The 23,669-nt window shown below is 71.7% G+C and carries 19 protein-coding genes and 1 tRNA gene; 6 read left to right on the forward strand and 14 right to left on the reverse strand.

What is annotated here, in order from left to right; all coding sequences use genetic code 11:
• Nucleotides 1-45: 45 nt before the first annotated feature.
• The 9 genes from FM125_RS04655 to FM125_RS04695 form a co-directional block, all read right to left on the reverse strand.
• Complete coding sequence (locus FM125_RS04655; protein ID WP_087133796.1) at nt 46-3,936, reverse strand: DNA-directed RNA polymerase subunit beta'; 3,891 nt, start codon at nt 3,934-3,936, stop codon at nt 46-48.
• An 80-nt stretch (nt 3,937-4,016) separates the two neighbouring features.
• Complete coding sequence (rpoB, locus tag FM125_RS04660) at nt 4,017-7,523, reverse strand: DNA-directed RNA polymerase subunit beta (RefSeq protein WP_067188465.1); 3,507 nt, start codon at nt 7,521-7,523, stop codon at nt 4,017-4,019.
• A 393-nt stretch (nt 7,524-7,916) separates the two neighbouring features.
• Nucleotides 7,917-8,306 carry a 50S ribosomal protein L7/L12 gene (gene rplL / locus FM125_RS04665; RefSeq protein ID WP_067188467.1) on the reverse strand — a complete coding sequence of 130 codons (390 nt, stop codon included), beginning with the start codon at nt 8,304-8,306 and terminating at the stop codon, nt 7,917-7,919.
• Between the two features lie 76 nt (nt 8,307-8,382).
• Nucleotides 8,383-8,898: a 50S ribosomal protein L10 gene (rplJ, locus tag FM125_RS04670; protein ID WP_067188469.1), complete on the reverse strand. Its 516-nt coding sequence runs from the start codon at nt 8,896-8,898 to the stop codon at nt 8,383-8,385.
• Between the two features lie 572 nt (nt 8,899-9,470).
• A complete protein-coding gene (gene rplA / locus FM125_RS04675; RefSeq protein WP_067188471.1) occupies nt 9,471-10,175 on the reverse strand; it encodes a 50S ribosomal protein L1 in 705 nt (234 codons plus the stop codon).
• Nucleotides 10,176-10,275: 100 nt separating this feature from the next.
• On the reverse strand, nt 10,276-10,707 hold the full coding sequence (rplK, locus tag FM125_RS04680; protein ID WP_067188473.1) for a 50S ribosomal protein L11: 432 nt from the start codon (nt 10,705-10,707) through the stop codon (nt 10,276-10,278).
• A gap of 138 nt (nt 10,708-10,845) precedes the next feature.
• Nucleotides 10,846-11,679, reverse strand: coding sequence for a transcription termination/antitermination protein NusG (nusG, locus tag FM125_RS04685; protein ID WP_067188475.1), 834 nt, complete (start codon nt 11,677-11,679; stop codon nt 10,846-10,848).
• 86 nt (nt 11,680-11,765) lie between these two features.
• Nucleotides 11,766-12,020 carry a preprotein translocase subunit SecE gene (secE, locus tag FM125_RS04690; protein WP_067188476.1) on the reverse strand — a complete coding sequence of 85 codons (255 nt, stop codon included), beginning with the start codon at nt 12,018-12,020 and terminating at the stop codon, nt 11,766-11,768.
• A gap of 74 nt (nt 12,021-12,094) precedes the next feature.
• A tRNA-Trp gene (locus tag FM125_RS04695) sits at nt 12,095-12,167 on the reverse strand.
• Between the two features lie 185 nt (nt 12,168-12,352).
• Here FM125_RS04695 and FM125_RS04700 point away from each other — a divergent pair.
• A complete protein-coding gene (locus tag FM125_RS04700) occupies nt 12,353-13,561 on the forward strand; it encodes a pyridoxal phosphate-dependent aminotransferase (RefSeq protein ID WP_087133797.1) in 1,209 nt (402 codons plus the stop codon).
• A gap of 119 nt (nt 13,562-13,680) precedes the next feature.
• Here the strand turns inward: FM125_RS04700 and FM125_RS04705 are convergent, their stop codons facing one another.
• Both FM125_RS04705 and FM125_RS04710 read right to left on the reverse strand, forming a co-directional pair.
• The gene (locus FM125_RS04705; RefSeq protein WP_087133798.1) at nt 13,681-14,397 is read right to left on the reverse strand and encodes a response regulator; all 717 of its coding nucleotides are present in this window, start codon (nt 14,395-14,397) and stop codon (nt 13,681-13,683) included.
• Entirely contained in the window at nt 14,394-15,683 is a 1,290-nt protein-coding gene (locus FM125_RS04710) for an ATP-binding protein (protein ID WP_087133799.1), read from the reverse strand. Before FM125_RS04710 ends, FM125_RS04705 begins: the two co-directional genes overlap by 4 nt.
• Nucleotides 15,684-15,780: 97 nt before the next feature.
• On the opposite strand from FM125_RS04710, the gene FM125_RS04715 reads away from it, so the two are divergent.
• From FM125_RS04715 to FM125_RS04725, 3 genes are all read left to right on the forward strand, one after another.
• Nucleotides 15,781-16,911: a PspC domain-containing protein gene (locus tag FM125_RS04715; RefSeq protein WP_087133800.1), complete on the forward strand. Its 1,131-nt coding sequence runs from the start codon at nt 15,781-15,783 to the stop codon at nt 16,909-16,911.
• Nucleotides 16,912-17,092: 181 nt separating this feature from the next.
• Nucleotides 17,093-18,124, forward strand: a complete 1,032-nt coding sequence (locus FM125_RS04720; RefSeq protein WP_087133801.1) for a 6-phosphofructokinase — start codon at nt 17,093-17,095, stop codon at nt 18,122-18,124.
• 8 nt (nt 18,125-18,132) lie between these two features.
• Nucleotides 18,133-18,978: a GNAT family N-acetyltransferase gene (locus FM125_RS04725; RefSeq protein ID WP_087133802.1), complete on the forward strand. Its 846-nt coding sequence runs from the start codon at nt 18,133-18,135 to the stop codon at nt 18,976-18,978.
• A gap of 68 nt (nt 18,979-19,046) precedes the next feature.
• Here FM125_RS04725 and ygfZ read toward each other — a convergent pair whose 3' ends face one another.
• The 3 genes from ygfZ to FM125_RS04740 all read right to left on the reverse strand — a co-directional run bounded on the left by ygfZ (nt 19,047) and on the right by FM125_RS04740 (nt 21,884).
• Entirely contained in the window at nt 19,047-20,216 is a 1,170-nt protein-coding gene (ygfZ, locus tag FM125_RS04730; protein WP_087133803.1) for a CAF17-like 4Fe-4S cluster assembly/insertion protein YgfZ, read from the reverse strand.
• Nucleotides 20,216-20,863: a nitrobindin family protein gene (locus tag FM125_RS04735; protein ID WP_087133804.1), complete on the reverse strand. Its 648-nt coding sequence runs from the start codon at nt 20,861-20,863 to the stop codon at nt 20,216-20,218. The genes ygfZ and FM125_RS04735 overlap by 1 nt, the downstream gene beginning before the upstream one ends.
• A 208-nt stretch (nt 20,864-21,071) precedes the next feature.
• On the reverse strand, nt 21,072-21,884 hold the full coding sequence (locus FM125_RS04740) for a hypothetical protein (RefSeq protein ID WP_227718849.1): 813 nt from the start codon (nt 21,882-21,884) through the stop codon (nt 21,072-21,074).
• 154 nt (nt 21,885-22,038) lie between these two features.
• Between FM125_RS04740 and FM125_RS12395 the strand changes: the two genes are divergently transcribed.
• Both FM125_RS12395 and mshD read left to right on the forward strand, forming a co-directional pair.
• Complete coding sequence (locus tag FM125_RS12395) at nt 22,039-22,713, forward strand: winged helix-turn-helix transcriptional regulator (protein WP_281251967.1); 675 nt, start codon at nt 22,039-22,041, stop codon at nt 22,711-22,713.
• Between the two features lie 21 nt (nt 22,714-22,734).
• Nucleotides 22,735-23,652: a mycothiol synthase gene (mshD, locus tag FM125_RS04750; RefSeq protein WP_067188490.1), complete on the forward strand. Its 918-nt coding sequence runs from the start codon at nt 22,735-22,737 to the stop codon at nt 23,650-23,652.
• Nucleotides 23,653-23,669 lie beyond the last annotated feature (17 nt).

Consider the following 23,669-nt stretch of genomic DNA (forward strand, 5'->3'; position numbering starts at 1 on the left):
CGGGCCCTCAGCGCAGCCGACCGGAACCGACGGATCCGGACCGGGTCAGGCGCGGAAGTCGCCGCCGCGGCCGTAGTCGTCCAGGGTCATGGCGTGGAAGTCGCCGCCCATGGACTGGTCCAGGCCCGGGTAGTCGAAGTCCGCGAAGCCGGAGGGCGAGGTGAACAGGTTCGCCTTCGCCTCCTCGGTCGGCTCCACCACGGTCTGGGTGTAGCGGTCCAGGCCGGTGCCGGCCGGGATCAGCTTGCCGATGATCACGTTCTCCTTCAGGCCCAGCAGCGGGTCCTCCTTGCCCTCCATGGCGGCCTGCGTGAGCACGCGGGTCGTCTCCTGGAAGGACGCGGCGGACAGCCACGAGTCGGTCGCCAGCGAGGCCTTGGTGATGCCCATGAGCTCGTCACGGCCGGAGGCCGGCTGACGGCCCTCGGACACGGCGGCGCGGTTGGCGGCCACGAAGCGGACGCGGTCGGTCAGCTCGCCCGGCAGCAGGTCGGTCTCACCGGACTCGATCACGGTGATGCGACGCAGCATCTGGCGGACGATGACCTCCACGTGCTTGTCGTGGATGCCCACACCCTGGGACTGGTACACGTTCTGCACCTCGTCCACGAGGAAGCGCTGGGCGGCTCGCGGGCCGAGCACGCGCAGCACCTGCTTCGGGTCCACCGCACCGGCCACCAGCTGGGTGCCCACCGCCACGTGCTCGCCGTCCTCCACCAGCAGGCGCGCACGGCGCAGCACCGGGTAGGCGATCTCCTCGGAGCCGTCGTCCGGAGTCAGGATCAGGCGGATCGAGGTCTCGTCGTCCTCGACGGTCACACGGCCGGCGACCTCGGAGATCGGGGCCATGCCCTTCGGCGTGCGGGCCTCGAACAGCTCCTGGATACGCGGCAGACCCTGCGTGATGTCGTCCGCGGACGCCACACCGCCGGTGTGGAAGGTACGCATGGTCAGCTGGGTGCCCGGCTCACCGATCGACTGGGCGGCGATGATGCCCACCGCCTCGCCGATGTCCACCATCTGGCCGGTGGCCATGGAGCGGCCGTAGCACTTCGCGCAGGTGCCCACGGCGGACTCGCAGGTCAGGACCGAGCGGACCTTGATCTCGGTCACGCCGGCGGCCACGAGCTCGCCGATCAGGACGTCGCCCACGTCGGCGCCGCCCTTCGCCACCACCGTGCCGTCGACCTCCACATCGGTCGCCAGGGTGCGGGCGAACGCCGAGTTCTCCACCGTCTCGTGCTGCCGCAGCTCGCCGTTGGCGTCGGCCACGGCGATGGTCACGGCCAGGCCGCGCTCGGTGCCGCAGTCCTCCTCGCGGACGATGACGTCCTGGGAGACGTCCACGAGACGTCGGGTCAGGTACCCCGAGTTCGCGGTCTTCAGCGCGGTGTCCGCGAGGCCCTTGCGGGCGCCGTGGGTCGCGATGAAGTACTCGAGCACGGACAGGCCCTCGCGGTAGGAGGACTTGATCGGACGCGGGATGATCTCGCCCTGCGGGTTCGCCACCAGGCCGCGGATGCCCGCGATCTGGCGCACCTGGAGCCAGTTGCCTCGTGCACCGGAGGTCACCATGCGGTTGATGGTGTTCAGCGTCGGCAGGCCGGCACGCATGGCCTCGGCGACCTCGTCGGTCGCCTTGTTCCAGATGTCGATCAGCTCGGAGCGACGCTCGTCGTCCGCGATGAGGCCCTTGTCGTACTGGGCCTGCACACGGCGGGCCTGCTCCTCGTAGCCCTCCATGATGGCGGCCTTGTCCATGTCCGAGGTGATGTCGGAGATGGCCACGGTGACTCCCGACCAGGTGCCCCAGTAGAAGCCGGCGTCCTTGAGGTTGTCCAGCGTCTGGGCGGTGACGGCCATCGGGTAGCGCTCGGCCAGGTCGTTGACCAGCTTGCCGAGGGTGCCCTTGGTGGCCTGGGTGTCCAGCCACGGGTAGTCGGCCGGCAGCAGGTCGTTGAAGATGACCTTGCCCAGGGTCGTCTCGATCAGGGCGGGCTCACCCTCGTTCCACTCCTCGGGAGCGGACACGGCGGCCGAGGGCACGAAGCCCTCCACCGCGATCGTGGCCGGGGCGTTCAGGTGCAGCTCGCCGGCGTCGAAGGCCATGATGGCCTCGGCGACCGAGGAGAACTCGCGGCCGGCGCCGACCTCGTCCTCGCGGACGGTGGTCAGGTGGTTCAGGCCGATGATCATGTCCTGTGCGGGGACGGCCACAGCGCGGCCGTCCGACGGCTTCAGGATGTTGTGGCTCGAGAGCATGAGCAGTCGGGCCTCGGCCTGGGCCTCCGGCGACAGCGGCAGGTGGACCGCCATCTGGTCGCCGTCGAAGTCCGCGTTGAACGCCGAGCAGACCAGCGGGTGCAGCTGGAGTGCCTTGCCCTCGACGAGCTGCGGTTCGAAGGCCTGGATGCCCAGACGGTGCAGGGTGGGTGCGCGGTTCAGCAGCACCGGGTGCTCGGTGATGACCTCTTCGAGCACGTCCCACACCTGGGGGCGGAAGCGCTCCACCATGCGCTTGGCGGACTTGATGTTCTGCGCGTGGTTCAGGTCCACGAGGCGCTTCATCACGAACGGCTTGAACAGCTCCAGCGCCATCTGCTTCGGCAGGCCGCACTGGTGCAGCTTCAGCTGCGGGCCGACCACGATGACCGAACGGCCCGAGTAGTCGACGCGCTTGCCGAGCAGGTTCTGGCGGAAGCGGCCCTGCTTGCCCTTGAGCATGTCGGAGAGCGACTTCAGCGGGCGGTTGCCCGGGCCGGTGACCGGGCGGCCGCGACGGCCGTTGTCGAACAGGGAGTCCACGGACTCCTGGAGCATGCGCTTCTCGTTGTTCACGATGATCTCGGGGGCACCGAGGTCGAGCAGGCGCTTCAGGCGGTTGTTGCGGTTGATCACGCGACGGTAGAGGTCGTTGAGGTCGGAGGTCGCGAAGCGGCCGCCGTCCAGCTGGACCATCGGGCGCAGCTCCGGCGGGATCACCGGGACCGCGTCGAGGACCATGCCCTCCGGGGAGTTGTCCGTGGTCAGGAACGCGTTGACGACCTTCAGACGCTTCAGGGCGCGGGTCTTGCGCTGGCCCTTGCCGGTCTTGATGGTCTCGCGCAGCATCTCGGCCTCGGCCTCGAGGTCGAAGGTCTCCAGGCGCTTCTGGATGGCCTCCGCGCCCATGGCACCGGTGAAGTACTGGCCGTACTTGTCGCGCATGGCGCGGTAGAGACCCTCATCGCCCTCGAGGTCGGCGACCTTGAGGTTCTTGAAGCGGTCCCAGACCTGCTCCTTGCGGTCCAGCTCCGCGTCCGCACGCTTGCGGATCTGCGCCATGGTCTTGTCCGCGGCGTCGCGGGCCTTCTTCTTCTCCGCGGCCTTGGCGCCCTCGGACTCCAGCTTGGCCAGGTCCTTCTCCAGGTCACCGGCGATCGCGGCGATGTCCGCGTCGCGCTGCTCGGCCAGGACACGGGTCTCCTGGTCGTGCTCGGCCTGCAGGTTCGGCAGGTCCTTGTGGCGGGCCTCCTCGTCCACAGAGGTGATCATGTAGGCCGCGAAGTAGATGACCTTCTCGAGGTCCTTCGGGGCCAGGTCCAGCAGGTAGCCCAGGCGCGAGGGCACGCCCTTGAAGTACCAGATGTGGGTCACGGGGGCGGCGAGCTCGATGTGGCCCATGCGGTCGCGGCGCACCTTGGAGCGGGTCACCTCGACGCCGCAGCGCTCGCAGACGATGCCCTTGAAGCGCACGCGCTTGTACTTGCCGCAGGCGCACTCCCAGTCACGGGTGGGGCCGAAGATGCGCTCGCAGAAGAGCCCGTCCTTCTCCGGCTTGAGGGTGCGGTAGTTGATGGTCTCCGGCTTCTTCACCTCGCCGTAGGACCAGCGGCGGATGTCCTCCGCCGTGGCCAGGCCGATGCGCATCAGGCCGAAAGAGTTGTCAGTGGACATGCTGTGAACGGTCATGTTCCGGTGAACTCCTCAGTTCAGTGGTTCTCAGGTGACGTCTTGTGGGTGCGGGAGCGAGGGGCTCAGACTTCCTCGACCGAGCTCGGCTCGGCGTGGGACAGGTCGATGCCCAGCTCCTCGGCGGCCCGGAAGCTCTCGTCATCCGAGTCACGCATCTCGACGGTCTGCCCGTCCGCGGAGAGGACCTCCACGTTGAGGCACAGGGACTGCATCTCCTTGATGAGGACCTTGAAGGACTCCGGAACGCCCGGCTCCGGGATGTTCTCGCCCTTCACGATGGCCTCGTACACCTTCACACGCCCGTGGATGTCGTCCGACTTGATGGTCAGCAGCTCCTGGAGGGTGAAGGCGGCGCCGTACGCCTCGAGCGCCCACACCTCCATCTCGCCGAAGCGCTGGCCACCGAACTGGGCCTTTCCGCCGAGCGGCTGCTGGGTGATCATCGAGTACGGGCCGGTGGAGCGCGCGTGGATCTTGTCGTCCACGAGGTGGTGCAGCTTCAGCATGTACATGTAGCCGACGGAGATCGGGTCCGGGAACGGCTCGCCGGTGCGGCCGTCGAACAGCCGGGCCTTGCCGTCGGTGCCCATCAGGCGCTCGCCGTCGGGGGTCACGTTGACGTGGCCCAGCAGGCCCTCGATCTCGTAGGCCTCGGCACCGTCGAACACCGGGGTGGCGACGTTGACCGGTCCGGACTGCCGCGGGAAGTTCGGCAGGTCCTTGATCCACTCGGGCTCACCCTGGATGTCCCAGCCGCGGGAGGCGGCCCAGCCCAGGTGCAGCTCCATGACCTGGCCGAGGTTCATTCGGCCCGGCACGCCGAGCGGGTTCAGGATGACGTCCACCGGGGTGCCGTCGGCGAGGAACGGCATGTCCTCCACCGGCAGGATCTTGGAGATAACGCCCTTGTTGCCGTGACGGCCGGCCATCTTGTCTCCGTCGGTGATCTTGCGCTTCTGCGCGACGTAGACGCGGACCAGCTGGTTCACGCCCGGAGGCAGGTCGTCGTCCTCGTCGCGGTCGAAGATGCGCACGCCGATGACGGTGCCGGACTCGCCGTGGGGCACCTTCAGCGAGGTGTCGCGCACCTCGCGGGACTTCTCGCCGAAGATGGCGCGCAGCAGGCGCTCCTCCGGGGTCAGCTCGGTCTCGCCCTTCGGAGTGACACGGCCGACGAGGATGTCGCCGGCCTCCACCTCGGCGCCGATGTGGATGATGCCGCGCTCGTCGAGCTGGGACAGCACCTCGTCGGACACGTTCGGGATGTCGCGGGTGATCTCCTCGGCGCCCAGCTTGGTGTCTCGGGCGTCGACCTCGTACTCCTCGATGTGGATCGAGGTCAGCACGTCGTCGGAGACCATGCGCTGGGACAGGATGATGGCGTCCTCGTAGTTGAGGCCCTCCCACGGCATGAACGCCACGAGCAGGTTCTTGCCCAGGGCGAGCTCGCCGTTGTCGGTGGCGGGGCCGTCGGCGATGATGCTCAGCGGCTCCACGCGGTCGCCCTCGGACACACGCACGCGCTGGTTGTACGCGTTGCCCTGGTTCGAGCGGGCGAACTTCATGATCGGGTAGTGCGTGGTGGTGCCGTCGTCGTTCATGACGGTCACCAGGTCGGCGGCCACCTCGGTCACGACGCCGGCCGCGGTGGCCGTCACGGAGTCGCCGGCGTCCACGGCCACGTACTTCTCCATGCCGGTGCCCACGTACGGGGCCTCGGACTGCAGCAGCGGCACGGCCTGGCGCTGCATGTTGGCGCCCATGAGCGCGCGGTTGGCGTCGTCGTGCTCGAGGAAGGGGATCAGGGCGGTCGCGGCCGACACCATCTGGCGCGGGGAGACGTCCATGTAGTCGATGTCGTCCACAGCGGACAGCACCGGCTCGCCGCCGCCGCCGCGCTGACGGCAGAGGACCAGGTCCTCGATGAAGCGGCCGTCCTCGCCCACCGGCGCGTTCGCCTGCGCGATCTGGCAGCCGAGCTCGTCGTCCGCGGTCAGGTAGTCGACCTTGTCGGTGACCCTGCCGTCCTCGACGCGACGGTACGGGGTCTCGATGAAGCCGAAGGAGTTGATGCGACCGAAGGTCGCGAGCGAGCCGATGAGGCCGATGTTCGGCCCCTCAGGGGTCTCGATCGGGCACATGCGGCCGTAGTGCGACGGGTGGACGTCGCGGACCTCCATGCCGGCACGGTCGCGCGAGAGGCCGCCCGGGCCGAGCGCGGACAGGCGACGCTTGTGCGTCAGGCCCGCCAGCGGGTTGTTCTGGTCCATGAACTGGGACAGCTGGGAGGTGCCGAAGAACTCCTTGATCGACGCCACGACCGGGCGGATGTTGATCAGGGTCTGCGGGGTGATCGCCTCGACGTCCTGGGTGGTCATGCGCTCACGCACGACGCGCTCCATCCGGGACAGGCCGGTGCGGATCTGGTTCTCGATCAGCTCGCCCACGGCGCGGATGCGGCGGTTGCCGAAGTGGTCGATGTCGTCGATCTCGACGCGCACGTCCACGTCCTCGCCGTCGTGGGTGCCCTTGATGGTGGACTCGCCGGCGTGCAGGGCGCAGATGAAGTGCACCATCTGGGCCACGTCGTCCTCGGTCAGCACGGTGGAGTGCGGATCGGACAGCGGCACGTCCACGCCCAGCTTGCGGTTGAGCTTGTAGCGGCCCACCTTCGCCAGGTCGTAGCGCTTCGGGGTGAAGTACAGGTTGTTCAGCAGGGTCTGGGCGGCATCCACGGCGGCCGGCTCTCCCGGGCGCAGCTTGCGGTAGATGTCGAGCAGGGCCTCGTCCTGGTCCGCGGTGCCGTCCTTCTCCAGGGTGGCGCGGATGGAGTCGTACTGGCCGAACTCCTCGAGGATGCGGGACTCGGTCCAGCCCATGGCCTTGAGCAGCACGGTCACCGGCTGCTTGCGCTTGCGGTCCAGGCGGACGCCCACCTGGTCGCGCTTGTCCACCTCGAGCTCGAACCAGGCGCCGCGCGAGGGGATGATCTTGGCGGAGAAGATCTCCTTGTCCGAGGTCTTGTCCGGGGTGCGCTCGAAGTAGGCGCCCGGGGAGCGGACCAGCTGGGACACGACGACGCGCTCGGTGCCGTTGATGATGAAGGTGCCGTTCTTGGTCATGAGCGGGAAGTCGCCCATGAAGACGGTCTGCTGCTTGATCTCGCCGGTCGTGTTGTTCATGAACTCGGCCTTGACGTACAGCGGCGCGGCGTAGGTGGCGTCGCGCTCCTTGCACTCCTCCTCCGGCATCTTCGCGTCCGCGAACTCCGGCTCGGAGAACGACAGGGACATGGTCTCCTGGAAGTCCTCGATCGGGGAGATCTCCTCGAAGATGTCCGTGAGGCCGGAGGTCACCGGCACGGAGTGGTCGCCGGCGGCCTGGGCCTGCTCGGCGCGCGCGGCCCAGCGCTCGTTGCCGACGAGGCGGTCGAAGGAGTCGGTCTGCAGCGCCAGCAGATCGGGCACGTCCAGCGGCTCGGCGATCTTGGCGAAGGAGATGCGACCGGCGGAGGCGCCGGAACGCGGGGAGACGGAAGCGGTTTCGTTGGAGGTGCTCGAGGCGACCACGTAGGATCCTTCCACAGGCTTTCGGGGGTCCGTGTTCGGCTCTCCCAGGACGGCCCAGATGCCGTGTGCGGGCCCACCGCCATATGAAGGCCACGCTCGTCCGCGCCGTCGGCCCTGAATCGACGGTCTGTCGTCAGGGCGCGCGGAAGCAGGGAGATGCAAAGATCTAGAGTATCGCCCCATACCACGGTTGTCCACCGGGCCCGCGTCACCTCGGCTCCGCGTGGCGGGCAGGGAGCCTGCCCGCCTCCCCCGCGGCCCTTCCCGACGACGGATGCTCGCCTTCCCCCGGGGTCGTCGCCGACCGCCCCCCGGACACGACGCGACCCCCGCTCCGCAAGGGCGGAACGGGGGTCGGGTGCGAAGCTCAGATGCGGCGCGAGGCCGCGATCATCACTTGAGGGTGACGGTGGCGCCGGCGCCCTCGAGCTGCTCCTTGGCCTTGTCGGCGGTCTCCTTGTTGACGCCCTCGAGGACCGGCTTCGGGGCGCCGTCCACCAGGTCCTTGGCCTCCTTCAGGCCGAGGGAGGTGAGGGCGCGCACCTCCTTGATGACGCCGATCTTCTTGTCGCCGGCGGCCTCGAGGATGACGTCGAACTCGTCCTTCTCCTCGGCGGCGGCGGCCTCGCCGCCGGCAGCGGCACCGCCGGCGGCGGCAACGGCGACCGGGGCGGCAGCGGTGACGTCGAACTTCTCCTCGAACGCCTTGATGAACTCGGAGAGCTCGATGAGGGTCAGCTCCTCGAAGGCGGCGAGCAGCTCGTCGGTGGTCAGCTTGGCCATGATGGCTCCTTTACGTGTTTGCTACGTGAAGTAGGTGTGGATGAGGGCCGCGCGGCCCATCGGGTGGGTAGGACGCTCAGGCGTCCTGCTTGGCGCGCAGCGCCTCGACCGTGCGGACGGACTTCGACAGCGGGGCCTGGAACAGGGCGGCGGCCTTGTTCATGGAGCCCTTCATGGCGCCGGCGAACTTGGACAGCAGCACCTCGCGGGACTCGAGGTCCGCGATCTTCTTGATGCCGGCCTCGTCCAGAGGCTGGCCGTCCATGTAGCCGCCCTTGAGCACGAGCTTGTCGTTGTCCTTGGCGAAGTCACGCAGAGCCTTCGCGACGTTGACCGGGTCACCGGTCACGAAGGCGATCGCGGTCGGACCGGTCAGGTGGGACTCGAGTCCCTCCACGCCGGCCTCCTTGGCCGCGATCTCAGTGAGCGTGTTCTTCGCCACGGCGTAGGTCGCGTCCTGACGGAGGGCGTCGCGAAGCTGCTTGAGCTCGCCCACCGTCAGGCCACGGTACTCCGTCAGCACAGCGGCGCTGGACTCACGGAACAGGTCCGCGAGCTCGGCCACCGCCGTCTTCTTTGCAGACGTCGCCATGGCACTCCTCTCAATGGGATCTTCATTCGGAACCGCGCGATCCCCACAAAGAGAAACGCCCCGTGCAGGTGCACGGGGCGCGGCGGGACGGCGGGCTCCACGAAGGAGTCCATGTGTCAGCGCGTGGCTCACGTTTCACCTGCGCAGGTCGCCTCCGCTCGGAGGACCTTCGACGGCTCTCCTGCCCGAGGGCATGGAGCACCGCAACCGGCGGTCTTCGGTTCGACCATCGTATCCCATGCGCGCCCCGCACGCCAAACCGCCCTGTGCGCCCCGCACGCCAAACCGCCCTGTGCGCGCCGTGCGCCAAACCGCCCTGCGCGCGCCTCACACGTCGAGCCAGAAGAATCGGCCCCTTCCCCGCGCGGCGAAGCAGCCGTTCCTTCTGGTTCGGCGCACAGGGTCCCGTGCGTCGTTCGGCGTACAGGGTCCCGACCATGGTTCGGCGCACAAGGTCCCGACCATGGTTCGGCGCACAGGGCCCGCGGACACGACAACGGCCGGCCGCCTCCGAGCGGGAGGCGACCGGCCGTCGTCGTGGACGGTCAGGCGACCGTGCGATCAGGCGAGGATCAGCCCTCGGCCTCGGCCTTGGTGGCGCTCGGGTCCATCGGGACGCCCGGGCCGAAGGTGGTGGCCACGGTCGCCTTGGTGATGTAGCGGCCCTTGGAGGAGGCCGGCTTCAGACGGAGGATCTCCTCCAGGGCTGCGGCGTAGTTCTCGGTCAGCGCCTTCGCGTCGAACGAGGTCTTGCCGATGATGAAATGCAGGTTCGAGTGCTTGTCGACGCGGAAGTCGATCTTGCCGCCCTTGATGTCGGTCACGGCCTTGGCCACGTCCGGGGTCACGGTGCCGGTCTTCGGGTTCGGCATCAGGTTGCGCGGACCTAGGACCTTGCCGAGACGGCCGACCTTGCCCATGAGCTCCGGGGAGGCCACGGCGGCGTCGAAGTCGACCCAGCCGCCCTGGACCTTGGCGATGAGGTCGTCGTCGCCGACGAAGTCGGCGCCGGCCGCACGGGCGGCCTCGGCGCGCTCACCGGTGGCGAACACGACCACGCGGGCGGTCTTGCCGGTGCCGTTCGGCAGCGACACCGAGCCGCGCACCATCTGGTCGGCCTTGCGCGGGTCGACCGAGAGGCGCATGGCGACCTCGACGGTGGCGTCGGTCTTCGACGGGTTGGTCTCCTTGGCCAGGGCGATCGCCTCGGCCGGGGAGTACAGGCGATCCTCGATCGCGGCCTTGGCGGCCTTGTATGCCTTGCTGCGCTGTGCCATCTGCGTTTTCTCCTTGTGCAGTTGTGGTCTGCGGACCGCGCTCGGTCCTGCCACGTGGAAAGAGTGGGGTGGACGCCCGTCAGGACGTCCCGTGGAGGTGTCAGCCCTCGACGGTGATGCCCATGGAACGGGCGGTGCCGGCGATGATCTTCGCGGCGGCCTGGACGTCGTTGGCGTTCAGGTCCGCCATCTTGGTCTGCGCGATCTCCTCGCACTGGGCCTGGGTCAGCTTGCCCACCTTGTCGGTGTGCGGGGTGCCGGAGCCCTTGGAGACGCCCGCGGCCTTCTTGATCAGCTCGGCGGCCGGCGGGGTCTTGGTGATGAAGGTGAAGGAGCGGTCCTCGTAGACCGTGATCTCCACCGGGACCACGTTGCCGCGCTGCGACTCGGTGGCGGCGTTGTAGGCCTTGCAGAACTCCATGATGTTCACGCCGTGCTGGCCGAGGGCCGGGCCGATCGGCGGGGCCGGGTTGGCAGCTCCGGCCTGGATCTGGAGCTTGATCAGGCCGGCGACCTTCTTCTTGGGAGCCATGTGTCGGATCCTTCTCTCACTGGTGGACCCGCAGCACAGGAGCGTACTGCGGGCGGTGGCCGCCGTGGCGCGGCGGCCGGTTCCCTGACGCCACCGGCAGGCGGCCGGTGGCGAGGGGACGACTGTGTTGTCTGCCCGTCAGAGGATCTTGGTGACCTGGCTGAAGGACAGGGTGACCGGGGTCTCGCGCTCGAAGATGGAGACGAGGACCACCAGCTGCTGGGCCTCCGGCTTGATCTCGGAGATCGTGGCCGGGAGGGTCTCGAACGGACCGTCGTTGACGGTGACCGACTCGCCGACCTCGAAGTCGACGTGGATGGCCTGGGCCTCAGCGCCGGACTCCCCAGCGGCGGCGGGGGCCGGGCGGCCCTCCTTCTCCGCGGCCTTGGCGGCCTCCTGGATGACCGACGGGGCCAGCATGTCGAAGACCTCGTCGAGGGACAGCGGCTGCGGGTGGTACGCGTCGTTGCCCACGAAGCCGGTGACGCCCGGGGTGTGGCGGACGACGCCCCACGAGGCGTCGGTCAGGTCCATGCGGACGAGCACGTAGCCCGGAATGCGCACACGGGAGACGATCTTCCGCGTGGTGTTCTTGATCTCCACGACCTCCTCCATGGGGACCTCGATCTCGTAGATCAGGTCCTCCATGTCCTGGGTCTGGATGCGGGTCTCGAGGTTGGTCTTGACGCGCTTCTCGTAGCCCGCGTAGGTGTGCACCACGTACCAGTCGCCGGGCTGGCGGCGCAGACGGGTGCGGAGCTCCTCGGCCGGGTCGACCTCGGGCTCGTCCTCCTCGGCGGGGGCCTGCTGGGCCTCCGGCTCCTGGGCCGGCGCGGCGGTCTCCTCGGCAGCGGGCGCCTCGGTCTCGGCGGTCTCCGCGGTCACGTCCGCGGTGATCTCCTCAGCCTGGGCGGGCGCCTCGGAGGCGGCGGCGTCCTCGGTGGCCTGGGGATCGAGTTCCTGCTCGGACACGGGTTCCTGCTTTCTGCTCACGTGGTACAGAGGCTGCGGACGGTGGAACGCAGCGGCGGCCTCTCCGACTCGGCCGCTCCCTCGGGTCAGAAGCCGCCGAAGGTGAAGCGTGCCGCCGTGCCGAAGAGCCAGTCCAGCCCCATGACCAGGAGGATCATGATCGCCACGAAGGCGAGCACGACGCCGGTCATGCGCAGAAGCTCCTCGCGGGTGGGGGTGACCACCTTGCGGAGCTCATCCATCACCTGGCGCAGGAAGAGGCCGATGCGAGCGAAGAGGCCACGCTTCTTGCGGGCGTCTGCGGGGCGGCTGCCGCCGCCGCTCACTGCCGTCTCAGACACGTGGCCTCACTCAGTCGGATCGCCGTTACGTTCTTGCCGTCATCTCGAGCAGCCGGAACGGCTGCGTCGATGCGCAGGGCAGACAGGACTCGAACCTGCAACCTGCGGTTTTGGAGACCGCTGCGCTACCAATTGCGCCACTACCCTAGGGACCGATCCGGGTTCTCCGGCCGCTCGCCGGAGGACCGCGTCGCGGTGCCGAGTGAACAGCGTACGCCATAGAGGCTCTGGAAGTCGAACCAGCCGGCCCTCCGGACTAGTCTGGAGGCGGGTCGCGCGCCCGACGCGGGACCCGCCCGGCCGCCCGCACTCCCGAGAGTCAAGAGGAAACCATGGCACCCGCACCCGCCCGCCGCGTCTCAGAGCGCATCGGCTCCATCGCCCCGTCCGCCACCCTGGCCGTCGATGCCCGCGCGAAGGAGCTCAAGGCCGCCGGCCGCCCCGTGATCGGCTTCGGCGCCGGCGAGCCGGACTTCCCGACCCCGGGCTACATCGTCGAGGCCGCCGTGGCCGCCGCGCAGGACCCGAAGAACCACCGCTACACCGCAGCCGCGGGCCTGCCCGAGCTGCGTGAGGCCGTGGCCGCCAAGACCGCCCGCGACTCGGGCGTGGCCCTGGACTCCCAGCACGTGCTGATCACCAACGGCGGCAAGCAGGCCGTGTACAACACCTTCGCCTCCCTGCTGGACCCGGGAGACGAGGTCATCGTCCCCACCCCGTTCTGGACCACCTATCCGGAGTCCGTCCGCCTGGCCGGCGGCGTCCCCGTGGAGGTCTTCGCCGGCCCGGAGCAGGGCTACAAGGTCACCGTGGACCAGCTCGAGGAGGCCGTCACCGCCAAGACCAAGGTCCTGCTCTTCGTCTCCCCGTCCAACCCGACCGGCGCCGTCTACTCCCCCGAGGAGACCGAGGCCGTGGGCCGCTGGGCGCTGGATCGCGGCCTGTGGGTCGTCACGGACGAGATCTACGAGCACCTCACCTACGACGGCGTGCCGTTCACCTCGATCGTGAAGGCCGTCCCGGAGCTCGCCGAGCAGGCCGTGATCCTCAACGGCGTGGCCAAGACCTACGCGATGACCGGCTGGCGCGTCGGCTGGATGGCCGGCCCGCTGGACGTCATCAAGGCCGCCACCAACCTGCAGTCCCACGCGACGTCGAACGTCTCCAACGTCTCGCAGCGTGCCGCCCTGGCCGCCGTCTCCGGCCCACTGGACGCCGTCGATGAGATGAAGGTCGCCTTCGACCGCCGCCGCAAGGCCATGGTGCAGGCCATGAACGCCGTCCCGGGCTTCGAGTGCCCGACCCCGGAGGGCGCCTTCTACGCCTACGTGGACGTCCGCGGCGCCCTCGGCCGCGAGATCCGCGGCGTCACCCCCGCGACCTCCGCCGAGCTGGCCGCCCTGATCCTCAACGAGGCCGAGGTGGCCGTGGTCCCGGGCGAGGCGTTCGGTCCCTCCGGCTACCTGCGCCTGTCCTACGCGCTGGGCGACGACGACCTCGCCGAGGGTGCCGAACGCATCCGCGCCCTGCTCTCCGAGTGAGCCCCGCGCCCGGTCAGGGCGCATGCAGGAGGCGACCGGCCGTCGTCGTGGAGGAGATCCCCTCGACGACGACGGCCGGTCGCCTTCCGTCTGCCCGGCCCCTCCCGGACGGGGCCGGCTCACGCGTAGCCGCGGCGGGCGGCCCAGCGGGTGAGCTCGTGGCGGTTGGACAGCTGCAGCTTGCGGAGCACGGAGGAGACATGGGACTCCACCGTGCGGTCCGAGATGAACAGCTCCGCGCCCGCCTCCCGATACGTGAAGCCCCGGGCGATCAGCCGCATGACGTCGCGCTCGCGGGCGGAGAGCCGGTCCAGCTCCTCGTCCTGCGCGTCCCGGTCCGTCGGGACCGGGGAGGCGTCCGGGGCACCGGAGGGGCGGACCGCCGTCGTGTCCGGGGCCGCCGTGCCCCGGAAGGCGTCCAGGACGAAGCCGGCCAGGCGCGGGGAGAACACGGCGTCCCCCTCGGCCACGCGGACGGCGGCGTCCACCACGTCGGCGCCGGAGGCGGACTTGGTGATGTAGCCGCGGGCGCCGGCGCGGATGACGGCCACGACGTCCTCGGCGGCGTCGGACACGGACAGGGCGAGCAGACGCCGCTCCGGGGCCCGTTCGAGGACGCGACGGGCGACCTCCGCTCCCCCGCCGCCGGCGCCGCCGGGCAGGTGCACGTCCAGCAGCACCACGTCCGGGGCCGTCTCCAGCACGACGGCCACGGCCTGGTCGACGTCCCCGGCCTCGCCGACGATCTCGACGCGGGCCGGGTCCAGGTCCGCGCGCAGGCCGGCACGGAAGATGGCGTGATCGTCCACGATCACGGCGGTCACCGGTTCACTCATGCGCCCTCCTCTCGCGGGTCGGTGCCTCTGACGCCGCCCTCCGGACGGGCGACGGCCGGGGCGTCGAGGTGCAGGTGGACCTCGGTGCCGCCGGCAGAGGAGCGTATGCGCACCGTTCCCCCGGCCCGTTCCATCCTGCCCCGCAGGGACTCGCGGACGCCGTGGCGGTCAGCCGGCAGCTGATCCGGGTCGAAGCCGGGGCCACGGTCCCGGACGAACACGTCCACGCCCTCGATCGCCCCCTGGTCGTCCTCGAGGACCTCGGCGTACACCTGGGCGTGCCCGGCGTGGCGGGCGGCGTTGGCCATGGCCTCGCGGGAGGCCGCCACGAGCGGGTCCAGCCACTCGCCCTCAGTCTCGCCCACGGCGACGACCTCGATGCGGCGGCCGTGGGCGTCCTCGACCTCCCCGGCCACCCGGCGCAGCGCCTCGGAGAGCGCGTCCGGCGCCTGGGAGTGGTCGTCGAAGAGGTAGGAGCGCAGCTCGCGCTCCTGGGCCCGGGCCACGCGGGCGACCGTCTCCGGGTCCGAGGCGCGGCGCTGGATCAGGGCCAGGGACTGCAGCACGGAGTCGTGCAGGTGGGCGGCGATCTCCGCACGCTCGGTCTGCACGGCGAGCGCGGTGCGCTCCCGCTCCCGGCGGGCGACCAGGCCGAGCACGAAGGGCGCCGCCACGAGGGCCAGGCCGGCGAGCAGGGCGACGGCCAGCAGCAGCCCGAGCCACAGCGTGCCCGGGCCTGCCGTGTCCACGGCGAGCGCCAGGACGGAGACGAGCACCAGGGCGGTGCCGAGGGCGATGCGCAGCCAGGTGCCGCGGCTGCGACCCGGGGATGCGGCGGTGTCCGCCTGCATCCAGGCCACGCCGAGGCCGATCACCAGGATGCCGACCGGGGCCGCGGTCTGCCAGTCCACGTCGGCCCCCAGGGCCTGCACCACCACCAGGACGGCCACACAGACGACGGCGGCGCCGAGGACCGCGGGCCAGCCGACCTCGCGGACGCGGGCGAGGCCGGTCTCGAGGCGGCGGCGCAGCTCGGGGTCGTCGTCCGCCGTCCCGTCCGCTCGCTCCTGCGGGAGGAACAGCCAGAGCCAGGTGTACAGGGCCAGGCCCACGCCGCCGGTCAGGGCCAGGACCACCATGCCCAGGCGCACCCAGGCCACGGGCAGCTCGAGGTGCCGGGCCAGGCCTGCGCAGACGCCGGCCACGGGGTGGTCGCCGTGGTGCCGCAGCAGCGGCGGGCGCACACGCGGCGCGGGGCCGCCCTGCGGCGGGGTGGGGTGCTGCATGCCCCCATCCTGCCCGCTCCGCCCCGGAGCGCACATCCGGGACGGGTTCCGGGATTCCCCGGATGTGTCCGGCCCCGCCCCGCGGGAGGATGGAGCCATGTCCTCCCACCAGCACTTCCACGCCGATCCGACCGCAGACCCGTCCGCCGCAGGCGCGGGCGCCGACACCGGCCCCGCCGACGGCCTGGCCGCCCTGCCCTCCTGGCTGCGCGGCCCGGTGCGCTCCTGGGGCGTGAGCCGGTCCGAGGAGTCCTGGGTCTCCGGCGCCCTCGGCGGCATCGCGGCCCGGTACAGTCTGGACCCGCTGCTGGTGCGCGGCGCCTTCGCGGCCGTCTGCCTGCTCTCGGCCGGCCTGGCGCTGCTGGCGTATGCCGTGGCGTGGACGGTGCTGCCGGGACCTGACGGACGTGTGCTCTGGGCACAGCTGCGCCGCGGCGACTTCTCCGGCTCGGGCGTGGGCGTGGCCGTGGTGGGCGGCGTCGGCCTGGTGTCCCTGGTCTCCGGTGCCGGCCTCACGGCCACGCTCGTCTTCAGCGGTGGCCTGGCGGGGCTCACGGTCCTGGCCGGCACGGCGCTGCTCCTCTGGTGGCTCCTCACCCGCGGCCGGGAGCCGAAGGCGCTCGGCGCGTCCGAACGTCAGCGCTTCACCGGCCGCGACGGCCGCCCCTCGGCAGGGTCCCGGGCCGCGGACGCCGCAGGCGCGCCGTCCTCCCCCAGCTGGTACATGGACGCCCGCCGCCGGTCCGGGCAGGAGGAGTCCGCCCCGGACGAGGCCGGCTTCCGCTCCTCGTGGATCGACCCGGAGACCGGCCAGTGGCGGGACCGCCCGCACTCCCGCGATCTGCGCGCCGCCGAACGCGTCGCCGAGATGGAGCGCCAGGCCGCCGCGGAGCGTGCCTCCGCCGACCGCGGCGCCGCGGCCGCCCGTGCCGAGCGCCCGGTGCTGGGCGCGATCGCCCAGACCGTGACGCTCGTGGCCGCCGGCGTCGTCTGCCTGGCCGCGCTGGTCGGCTCCGTGGTGTTCGGCTTCTCCGGCGTCGGCACGGTGCTCGGGCCGGCCGGTGCCACGATCGTCGGCGGCGCCGCCGCCCTCGTGGTCCTCGCCCCGGTGCTGCTGCTCGCCGCCCTGCGCGGACGCCGCGGCGGCCTCGTGTCCGCCGCCAGCGTCTTCGCCGTCGGCATGGTCGTCATCGGCGTCGTCGCCAACCTGAGCATCGTCCTGATCTGACCGGTCCGCCGGCCGCCCGGCGCCAGCGCTCTCGTCCCCGGCACCGCCGGTGGACCGCTGACAGCACCCGGCACGGCGTCGATAGTCTGGAGCCGCAGGCCGCGGATCCCCTCCGCAGGGGGCGCCGGCGGACCTGCGGCTTCCGTCATGTCCCCCTTCCTGCCGTCGAAAGGACTCCTCCATGCGCGTCGGACTGCTCACCTCCGGTGGCGACTGCCCTGGCCTGAACGCCGTCATCCGTGCCGCTGTGCTCAACGGCATCAAGACCTACGACTTCGAGATGATCGGCATCCGCAACGGCTGGGCCGGCCTGATCGACAAGGACGTGGTGGAGCTGCCCCGCCAGGCGGTCCGGGGCCTGTCCGGCACCGGCGGCACCATCATCGGCACCTCCCGCACCCACCCGTACGACACGGCCGGCGGCGGTCCGGAGAACATGAAGCGGAACCTGGAGGAGATGGGCATCGACGCGGTCGTGGCCATCGGCGGCGAGGGCACCCTGGCAGGCGCCAACCGCCTGGCGAAGGACGGCCTGCCGATCGTCGGGGTGCCGAAGACCATCGACAACGACCTGATGGCCACGGACTACACGTTCGGCTTCGACACCGCGGTGCAGATCGCCACGGACGCCATGGACCGCCTGCGCACCACCGGCGAGTCTCACCACCGCTGCATGGTGGCCGAGGTCATGGGCCGCCACGTCGGCTGGATCGCCCTGCACTCGGGCATGGCCTCCGGTGCGCACGCGATCCTCATCCCGGAGGTCCGCACCCCGATGTCCCAGGTGGCCGAGTGGGTGAAGCAGGTGCATGACAAGGGCCGCTCCCCGCTCGTGGTGGTGGCCGAGGGCTTCGTACCGGAGGGCCAGGACGACCCGCTGGCCGCCGCCGGCAACACGAAGGACGGCCGCCCGCGCCTGGGCGGCATCGGCGACTGGGTGGCCCGAGAGCTCGAGGAGGCCACCGGTGTGGAGTCCCGCGCCACCGTCCTCGGCCACATCCAGCGCGGCGGCGACCCGTCCGCCACGGACCGTGTGCTCTCCACCCGCTTCGGCATGCAGGCCATGAAGCTCGTGGCCGAGCACCGCTGGGGCCAGATGGTGGCCGCCAACGGCACCGAGATCATCTCCGTGCCCATGTCCGCCGCCCTGTCCGGCCTGAAGAAGGTGCCGCTCGCCCGCTATGAGGAGGCCAGGGTCCTCTTCGGCCGCTGAGCGGATCCATGGCACTGCAGGAGCACACCCTCGCCCTGGTCGGCCTCGCCTGGGCCCGTGCGCTCGGGCTTCCCGACGACGGACTCGGCACCCTGGGCGTCTCACCCGCCACCGGCGCGGCCTCGCCAGGCCCGGTCTCAGGCCTCCCGTCCGCCGTCCCCTCGGCACGGGCGGCGGGGGCGCCGGGCGGCGCCCGGCGCGTGGAGGTCGTCCTCGACGACGGGGCCGTGCTGCCCGGCCAGGGCGAGCGCGTGGCGACCGTCCTCCGCCTGGGCGAGGCGGCCGTCGTCGTCGGCCCGCAGTGGTTCGTGACGGCCTGCCGGGACCTGGACGAGGAGGTGCTGGCGCTCGAGTCCACACTGCTGCGGATCGGCGCGGCGCACGGGGTGCGTTCGTGCGGCGAGCACACCCTCTACTACGCGGACGAGGCGCCGGAGGTGGACCCCGCGCAGTCGATCGCGGTGTCCTTCGACTCCGCCCACGCTCTGGAGGTCGGGGCGCTCTGCCCTGCCGACGACGTCACGGCCGCCGCGCTGCCGCAGTGGGACCACACGGCCGCCCTCGTCCCGGTCGTCGAGGACGGCCGGAGCGGCGGTGCGGCCTGCGCGGCCGCCGGCTACGACGTGTTCTCCGGGATCGTGGCGCGCCTGGGCGTGCTCACCGTGCCGCACCTGCGCGGCAGGGGGCTGGGCACCTATGCCGCCGCGTCGGCGATGGAGTCGGCCTGGCTGGACGGGCTGGTGCCCTCGGCGCGGGTGCCGGAGGGACACACCATGGCCCACCACATCGCCGTGGCGGTGGGCATGGAGCCGCTGGGGACGCAGACGTCCGTCACCTGGGGGCCGGGCGCCTGACGCGCGGCGCCTGAGCCTGTGGTCGGCGCGGCACAGCCGGAACACCATGCCGGCCTCCCGGCCTGCGGTCAGCGGCGGCGCACGTCAGGACGGCCGACGACCTGCCCGGCGTCCGGGGCCACGAGGACCTCCTGCAACGCGGCGACGTGCCCGGCGCCGCCCTCGGAGTCGTCGCGGACGATCAGCTGGGCGTCCACCGGAACCGAGCGCTTCACCAGGGCCAGGCCGAGGTGGCCTGCCTCGTGGTGCTGGCCCACGGAGGTCAGCACGCCCACCGGGCGGGCGGCGGCGCGGGCCTCCTCGGTGTCCGGCTCGGGCCGCACGATCACCGGCGCCCCGGGGGCCGGGAAGGCATGGCCGGAGCCGTCCATCAGCAGCTGCACGAGACGGCGCGGCGGACGCCCGAGGTTGTGCACCCGGGCAATGGTCTCCTGACCGCGGTAGCACCCCTTCTCCAGGTGCACGGCCGTGCGCAGCAGGTCCAGCTCGTGCGGCAGCGCCTTGGCGTCCGCGTCCACGGACGGGCGGGGGCGGCCTGCGGCGATGCGCAGGGCCTCGGCGGCCGACGTGCCGGCCAGGGACCAGCCTGCCAGCTCCCCCTCGCCGAGGCGGGCGGCGGTGGCGAGGAGGTCGTCCCGGGTCACGAGGTACTCGCGCCAGGACCAGTCCTCGCCGGGATGGTCGGGGCCGGAGTAGGCCCAGCCGCCCGGGGCGACCTCGGGCCACGGGTCGATCCACACGGTGCGGTCCTCCCAGCCCGGGACGGCCGCGGTGGCGCCCACGACGGCGACGGTGCCGGTGTGGCGGCGCAGCGTGACCTCGTGGGCGAAGCGCATGCGCGTCAGCCAGTCCAGCAGCGCCTGCTCGTCCGCCCTGTCCAGGGTGAGCCAGCAGGCGGCGCCGTCCTCGAGCAGGTGGACGCCGTGCTCGATGCGGCCGTTGGCGTCCAGGAAGAGGGCCTCCGTGCTGGTGCCGGGCCGCGCCTGGGACAGGTGCTGGGTGGTCAGGGTGTGCAGCCACTCCAGCCGGTCGGGCCCGGAGACGGACAGGACGGCGCGGTGGGACAGGTCCACCAGTGCCCTGCCGCGGTCCAGCGCGCGCTGTTCGCGCAGCGGGGCGCCGTAGTGCGCGGCGACGCCGGCGTCGGGCCTCTCGCCCTCGACGGCACCGGCGGCGGGGCCCTCCGCCGCGGACAGCGGAGGCTGCAGGAGCGGGCTGCGATACGCGGCGGCGGACATCAGCGTGGACGCTTCGCGTGCGGGGACAGGCGACCCTCGGAGCGGTCCGGCATGCGGTCGAGGATCGCGGAGGCGTGGGCCTCGAGGTCGTGCTCCTCGGCGGCCGCGGTGTCCCAGCGCCAGAAGAGCTGGTTGTTCACGAGGCCCGCCATGCGGGTGGCACGGTGGTAGTCGCCGGCGGCCGAGCCGCGCAGCACCGCGTCCGTGGCGAGCTGCAGCTGCGGGCCCTTGATGCGGCCGTAGTACAGCTCGGACATGGAGCCGGGGTGCGTGATGGTGGCGGTCAGGCCGAAGGCCTCGCCCTCGCCGCGCAGGGACTCGACGTCCTCGGCGGAACGGTAGGCGGGGACCACGTCGGCCGGGACCATGCCGGGGCCGACGTCGCCGTCGCGGCGGGGGCGGTCCACCTGCCAGAACCCGGACTCGACGGTCAGCGGGCGCAGCAGGGTGCCGTCCTCCTCGCAGATCCAGGACTCGGCGCGGTACTCCAAGAACGGCAGGCCGTACTCCGTGAAGTCGACGCGCTGGTAGAAGATCTCGGTCCCCTCGGCGCCGTCGCCGAGGCGCCCCTGCCCCTCCCAGGAGCCGATGAGCCAGGAGAGCGGAGCGAGTTCGGGGGTGAGGTCGTACGGGAGCTCGGTGGCCATGGAGACGTCGGTCTCGCGTTCAGGTCACCGTGCGGCCGGATCCCGGCCGCACGGGGACCTCAGCGCTGGCCCTTGAAGAGGCCGCCGATGACCAGGGCGGCCACGCCGGCCATGCCCAGGGAGGCGAGGCCCACCAGGCCCAGGAAGAAGATCTCGAGTGCAAGAAGGTTGTCCATGGCGGCCAGTCTAGCCGCCCTCCTCGCCTCGATCAGCCCAGGAGCGCGAGGATGACGTGGCCGATGACGCCGGCAGCGCCGACGGGTGCCATCGCCAGGGCGAAGCCGGCCCGCCGCGGACGCAGGGTGGTGGCCACGGGACGGTCCTCGGGACGCGGCTTCGCAGACGGCGCGGTGGCCGCGGTGAGCGCGACCAGGGTGCTGGAGGCCAGTGCCGCGACGGCCGCGATCGCAAGCTTGCGCGGCTCGGCGTCCAGGACCAGGCCCGACGCCACGGCGATCAGCACGGACAGCGGGATGAGCACGGCCGCCAGGGTGCCCGGACGGCCCTGCATCCAGGGTGTCAGGCCGAGCAGGGACACCAGGGCGACGGTGGCGCCGATGCTGAGCAGCAGGATGGGGGCGAGCGGCAGGGCGTTCCACTGGGCCAGCGCGGCCCAGCCGGAGGTCATCACCACGATCATGACGCCGCCCATGGTGGCCACGGTGGACTCGAGGCGCAGCGGCCGTCCGGTCCCGCGGAAGAGCTGGACCATGAACGCCGCGATCACGCCCCAGCCCGCCACGACGGCCATCGGCTGGAAGAGGCCGAGCGCGCCCTTCTCCGGCTCGCCGAGGCCGACGTGGCCCCAGAGCAGGGTGAGGCCCAGGCTCACGAGGCCGACGACCGCCAAGGTGACGGACAGGGAGATCCGGGCCGGGGACCCGAGCTGACGGGGCCATCCCCAGGCGATCACGAGGATCACCACGATGGCGACGGCGGAGACCGCGAGGGGTCCCACGAACGCGGCCGCGCTGAGCACGACCGCCGCGAGGGCGGCGGCCAGGGCCATCGACAGTCTCATCACAGCCCCCATCCTGCCAGGTCGCGGGGCCACCGCCGAGCGTCACGCCAGTGGACACGGTGGGCACCGCCGCTGCGGGCGGACGTACAGTGTCACCGGACATTCGGCATGCGGTGTCCGCGAACCGGTGTCCAGGAGCGAAGGGAGTGCGGCCGTGGCGCATGTGGTGCTGCTCACCGATGCGGAAGACGGACTCGGCGACCTCACCGAGCACCTGGACCTGCTCGGCCACACCGTCACCGCGCGTCCCCGCCGCGCCTCGGCCGCCGCAGGCGTCCCCGCGGCGGACGCCGTCTTCGTGGACGCCCGTACGGACCTGTCCGGCGCCCGCACCGTCTGCACGGACCTCGCGGCGCTGGCCGCCCACCTGCCCGTGGTGGCCGTGTTCCACGACGCCGGCCTGAGCGCCGTCTCCGCCCGCTGGCAGGTCGCCGACATCCTGCTCACCACCGCCGGCCCGGCGGAGGTGGAGGCACGCCTGCGCCTGGCCACGGCGCGCAGCGGGCCGCAGGGAGGGCACGAGCCGGACGAGATCCGCGCCGCCGACCTGGTGGTGGACGCCGCCGGCTACACCGCCCGCGTCCACGGGCAGCCGCTGAACCTCACCTACAAGGAGTTCGAGCTGCTGAAGTTCCTGGCCCAGCATCCGGGCCGCGTCTTCAGCCGCGAGCAGCTGCTGCAGGAGGTCTGGGGCTACGACTACTTCGGCGGCACCCGCACCGTGGACGTGCACGTCCGCCGCCTGCGCGCCAAGCTCGGCCCGGACCACGAGCAACTGATCAGCACAGTGCGCAACGTCGGCTACCGCTTCGACGCCCGCACCGCCTGAACCGCACGTAGTGTGGAGGGCATGACCGACCCCTCCGTGCCCGACGTCCGTGTCCTGACCGACCCCGGCCACGTGCCCGCCGCCGCGGTGCTCGCCCTGGCCGACGCGGCCCGCGCCGCCGACGGGCATCCCCCGCTGTCCGACCAGACCCGCGTGCACGTGCAGCGCGGCACCGCGCTGGCCGTGCTCCTGACCGGACCCGACGAGGCACCGGACGGCGCCGCCGTCCTGGCCCCCGAAGGCGAGGGCGCGGTCCTGGAGCTGGTCGTGCACCCCGACGCCCGCCGCCGCGGCGTGGCGACGGCGCTGGCCGGGGAGGCGGCCGTCGTCGTGGAGCAGAGGGGACTGCAGGAGGCGGTGAGCGTCTGGGCCCACGGGATGCTGCCGGGGGCGGCCGAGCTGGCCGCCGCCCACGGGCTGACTCCGGTGCGCGAGCTGCGCCGGATGGCCGTGGACTCGTCCGTCCTCGCTCCGCTGACCGCCCCGGAGCTGCCGGAGGGCGTGCGGCTGCGCCCCTACGTCCCCGGCACGGACGACGCCGCCTGGCTCGAGCTCAACGCCGCCGCCTTCGCGGACCATCCGGAGCAGGGCTCGCTGACGCAGGCCGACCTGGAGGACCGCCGCAGCGAGGACTGGTTCGACGCCGCCGGCTTCCTGCTGGCCGAGCGCGAGGCGGACGGCACCCTGCTCGGCTACCACTGGACCAAGGCCGAGGGCGACGGCACGGTCGGCGAGGTCTACGCCGTCGGCGTCTCCCCGGACGCGCAGGGCCTGGGCCTGGGCCGCGCACTCACCGTGGCGGGCCTGGTCCACATGCGGGACGGCGGCGCCCGGCGCGTGGACCTCTACGTGGACGCGGACAACACCGCCGCCGTCCGCCTCTACGAGAAGCTCGGCTTCGTGCTCGACGCCGCGGACGCGCAGTACCGGCGCGTCTGAGCGCCTCTCGCCACTAT

It is taken from the genome of Micrococcus lylae, assembly GCF_900163825.1.
GTDB classification, from domain to species: Bacteria; Actinomycetota; Actinomycetes; order Actinomycetales; family Micrococcaceae; genus Micrococcus; species Micrococcus lylae.

Excerpts from the sequence above, each read along its gene's own strand:
- rplL (WP_067188467.1), bottom strand. The coding sequence starts at position 8,306 with ATGGCCAAGCTGACCACCGACGAGCTGCTCGCCGCCTTCGAGGAGCTG.
- FM125_RS04720 (WP_087133801.1), top strand. The coding sequence starts at position 17,093 with ATGCGCGTCGGACTGCTCACCTCCGGTGGCGACTGCCCTGGCCTGAAC.
- mshD (WP_067188490.1), top strand. The coding sequence starts at position 22,735 with ATGACCGACCCCTCCGTGCCCGACGTCCGTGTCCTGACCGACCCCGGC.
- FM125_RS04740 (WP_227718849.1), bottom strand. The coding sequence starts at position 21,884 with ATGAGACTGTCGATGGCCCTGGCCGCCGCCCTCGCGGCGGTCGTGCTC.
- FM125_RS04710 (WP_087133799.1), bottom strand. The coding sequence starts at position 15,683 with ATGCAGCACCCCACCCCGCCGCAGGGCGGCCCCGCGCCGCGTGTGCGC.
- rplK (WP_067188473.1), bottom strand. The coding sequence starts at position 10,707 with ATGGCTCCCAAGAAGAAGGTCGCCGGCCTGATCAAGCTCCAGATCCAG.
- FM125_RS04655 (WP_087133796.1), bottom strand. The coding sequence starts at position 3,936 with ATGTCCACTGACAACTCTTTCGGCCTGATGCGCATCGGCCTGGCCACG.
- FM125_RS04700 (WP_087133797.1), top strand. The coding sequence starts at position 12,353 with ATGGCACCCGCACCCGCCCGCCGCGTCTCAGAGCGCATCGGCTCCATC.
- FM125_RS04715 (WP_087133800.1), top strand. The coding sequence starts at position 15,781 with ATGTCCTCCCACCAGCACTTCCACGCCGATCCGACCGCAGACCCGTCC.
- FM125_RS04735 (WP_087133804.1), bottom strand. The coding sequence starts at position 20,863 with ATGGCCACCGAGCTCCCGTACGACCTCACCCCCGAACTCGCTCCGCTC.
- ygfZ (WP_087133803.1), bottom strand. The coding sequence starts at position 20,216 with ATGTCCGCCGCCGCGTATCGCAGCCCGCTCCTGCAGCCTCCGCTGTCC.
- FM125_RS04705 (WP_087133798.1), bottom strand. The coding sequence starts at position 14,397 with ATGAGTGAACCGGTGACCGCCGTGATCGTGGACGATCACGCCATCTTC.
- rplA (WP_067188471.1), bottom strand. The coding sequence starts at position 10,175 with ATGGCACAGCGCAGCAAGGCATACAAGGCCGCCAAGGCCGCGATCGAG.
- rplJ (WP_067188469.1), bottom strand. The coding sequence starts at position 8,898 with ATGGCGACGTCTGCAAAGAAGACGGCGGTGGCCGAGCTCGCGGACCTG.
- FM125_RS04725 (WP_087133802.1), top strand. The coding sequence starts at position 18,133 with ATGGCACTGCAGGAGCACACCCTCGCCCTGGTCGGCCTCGCCTGGGCC.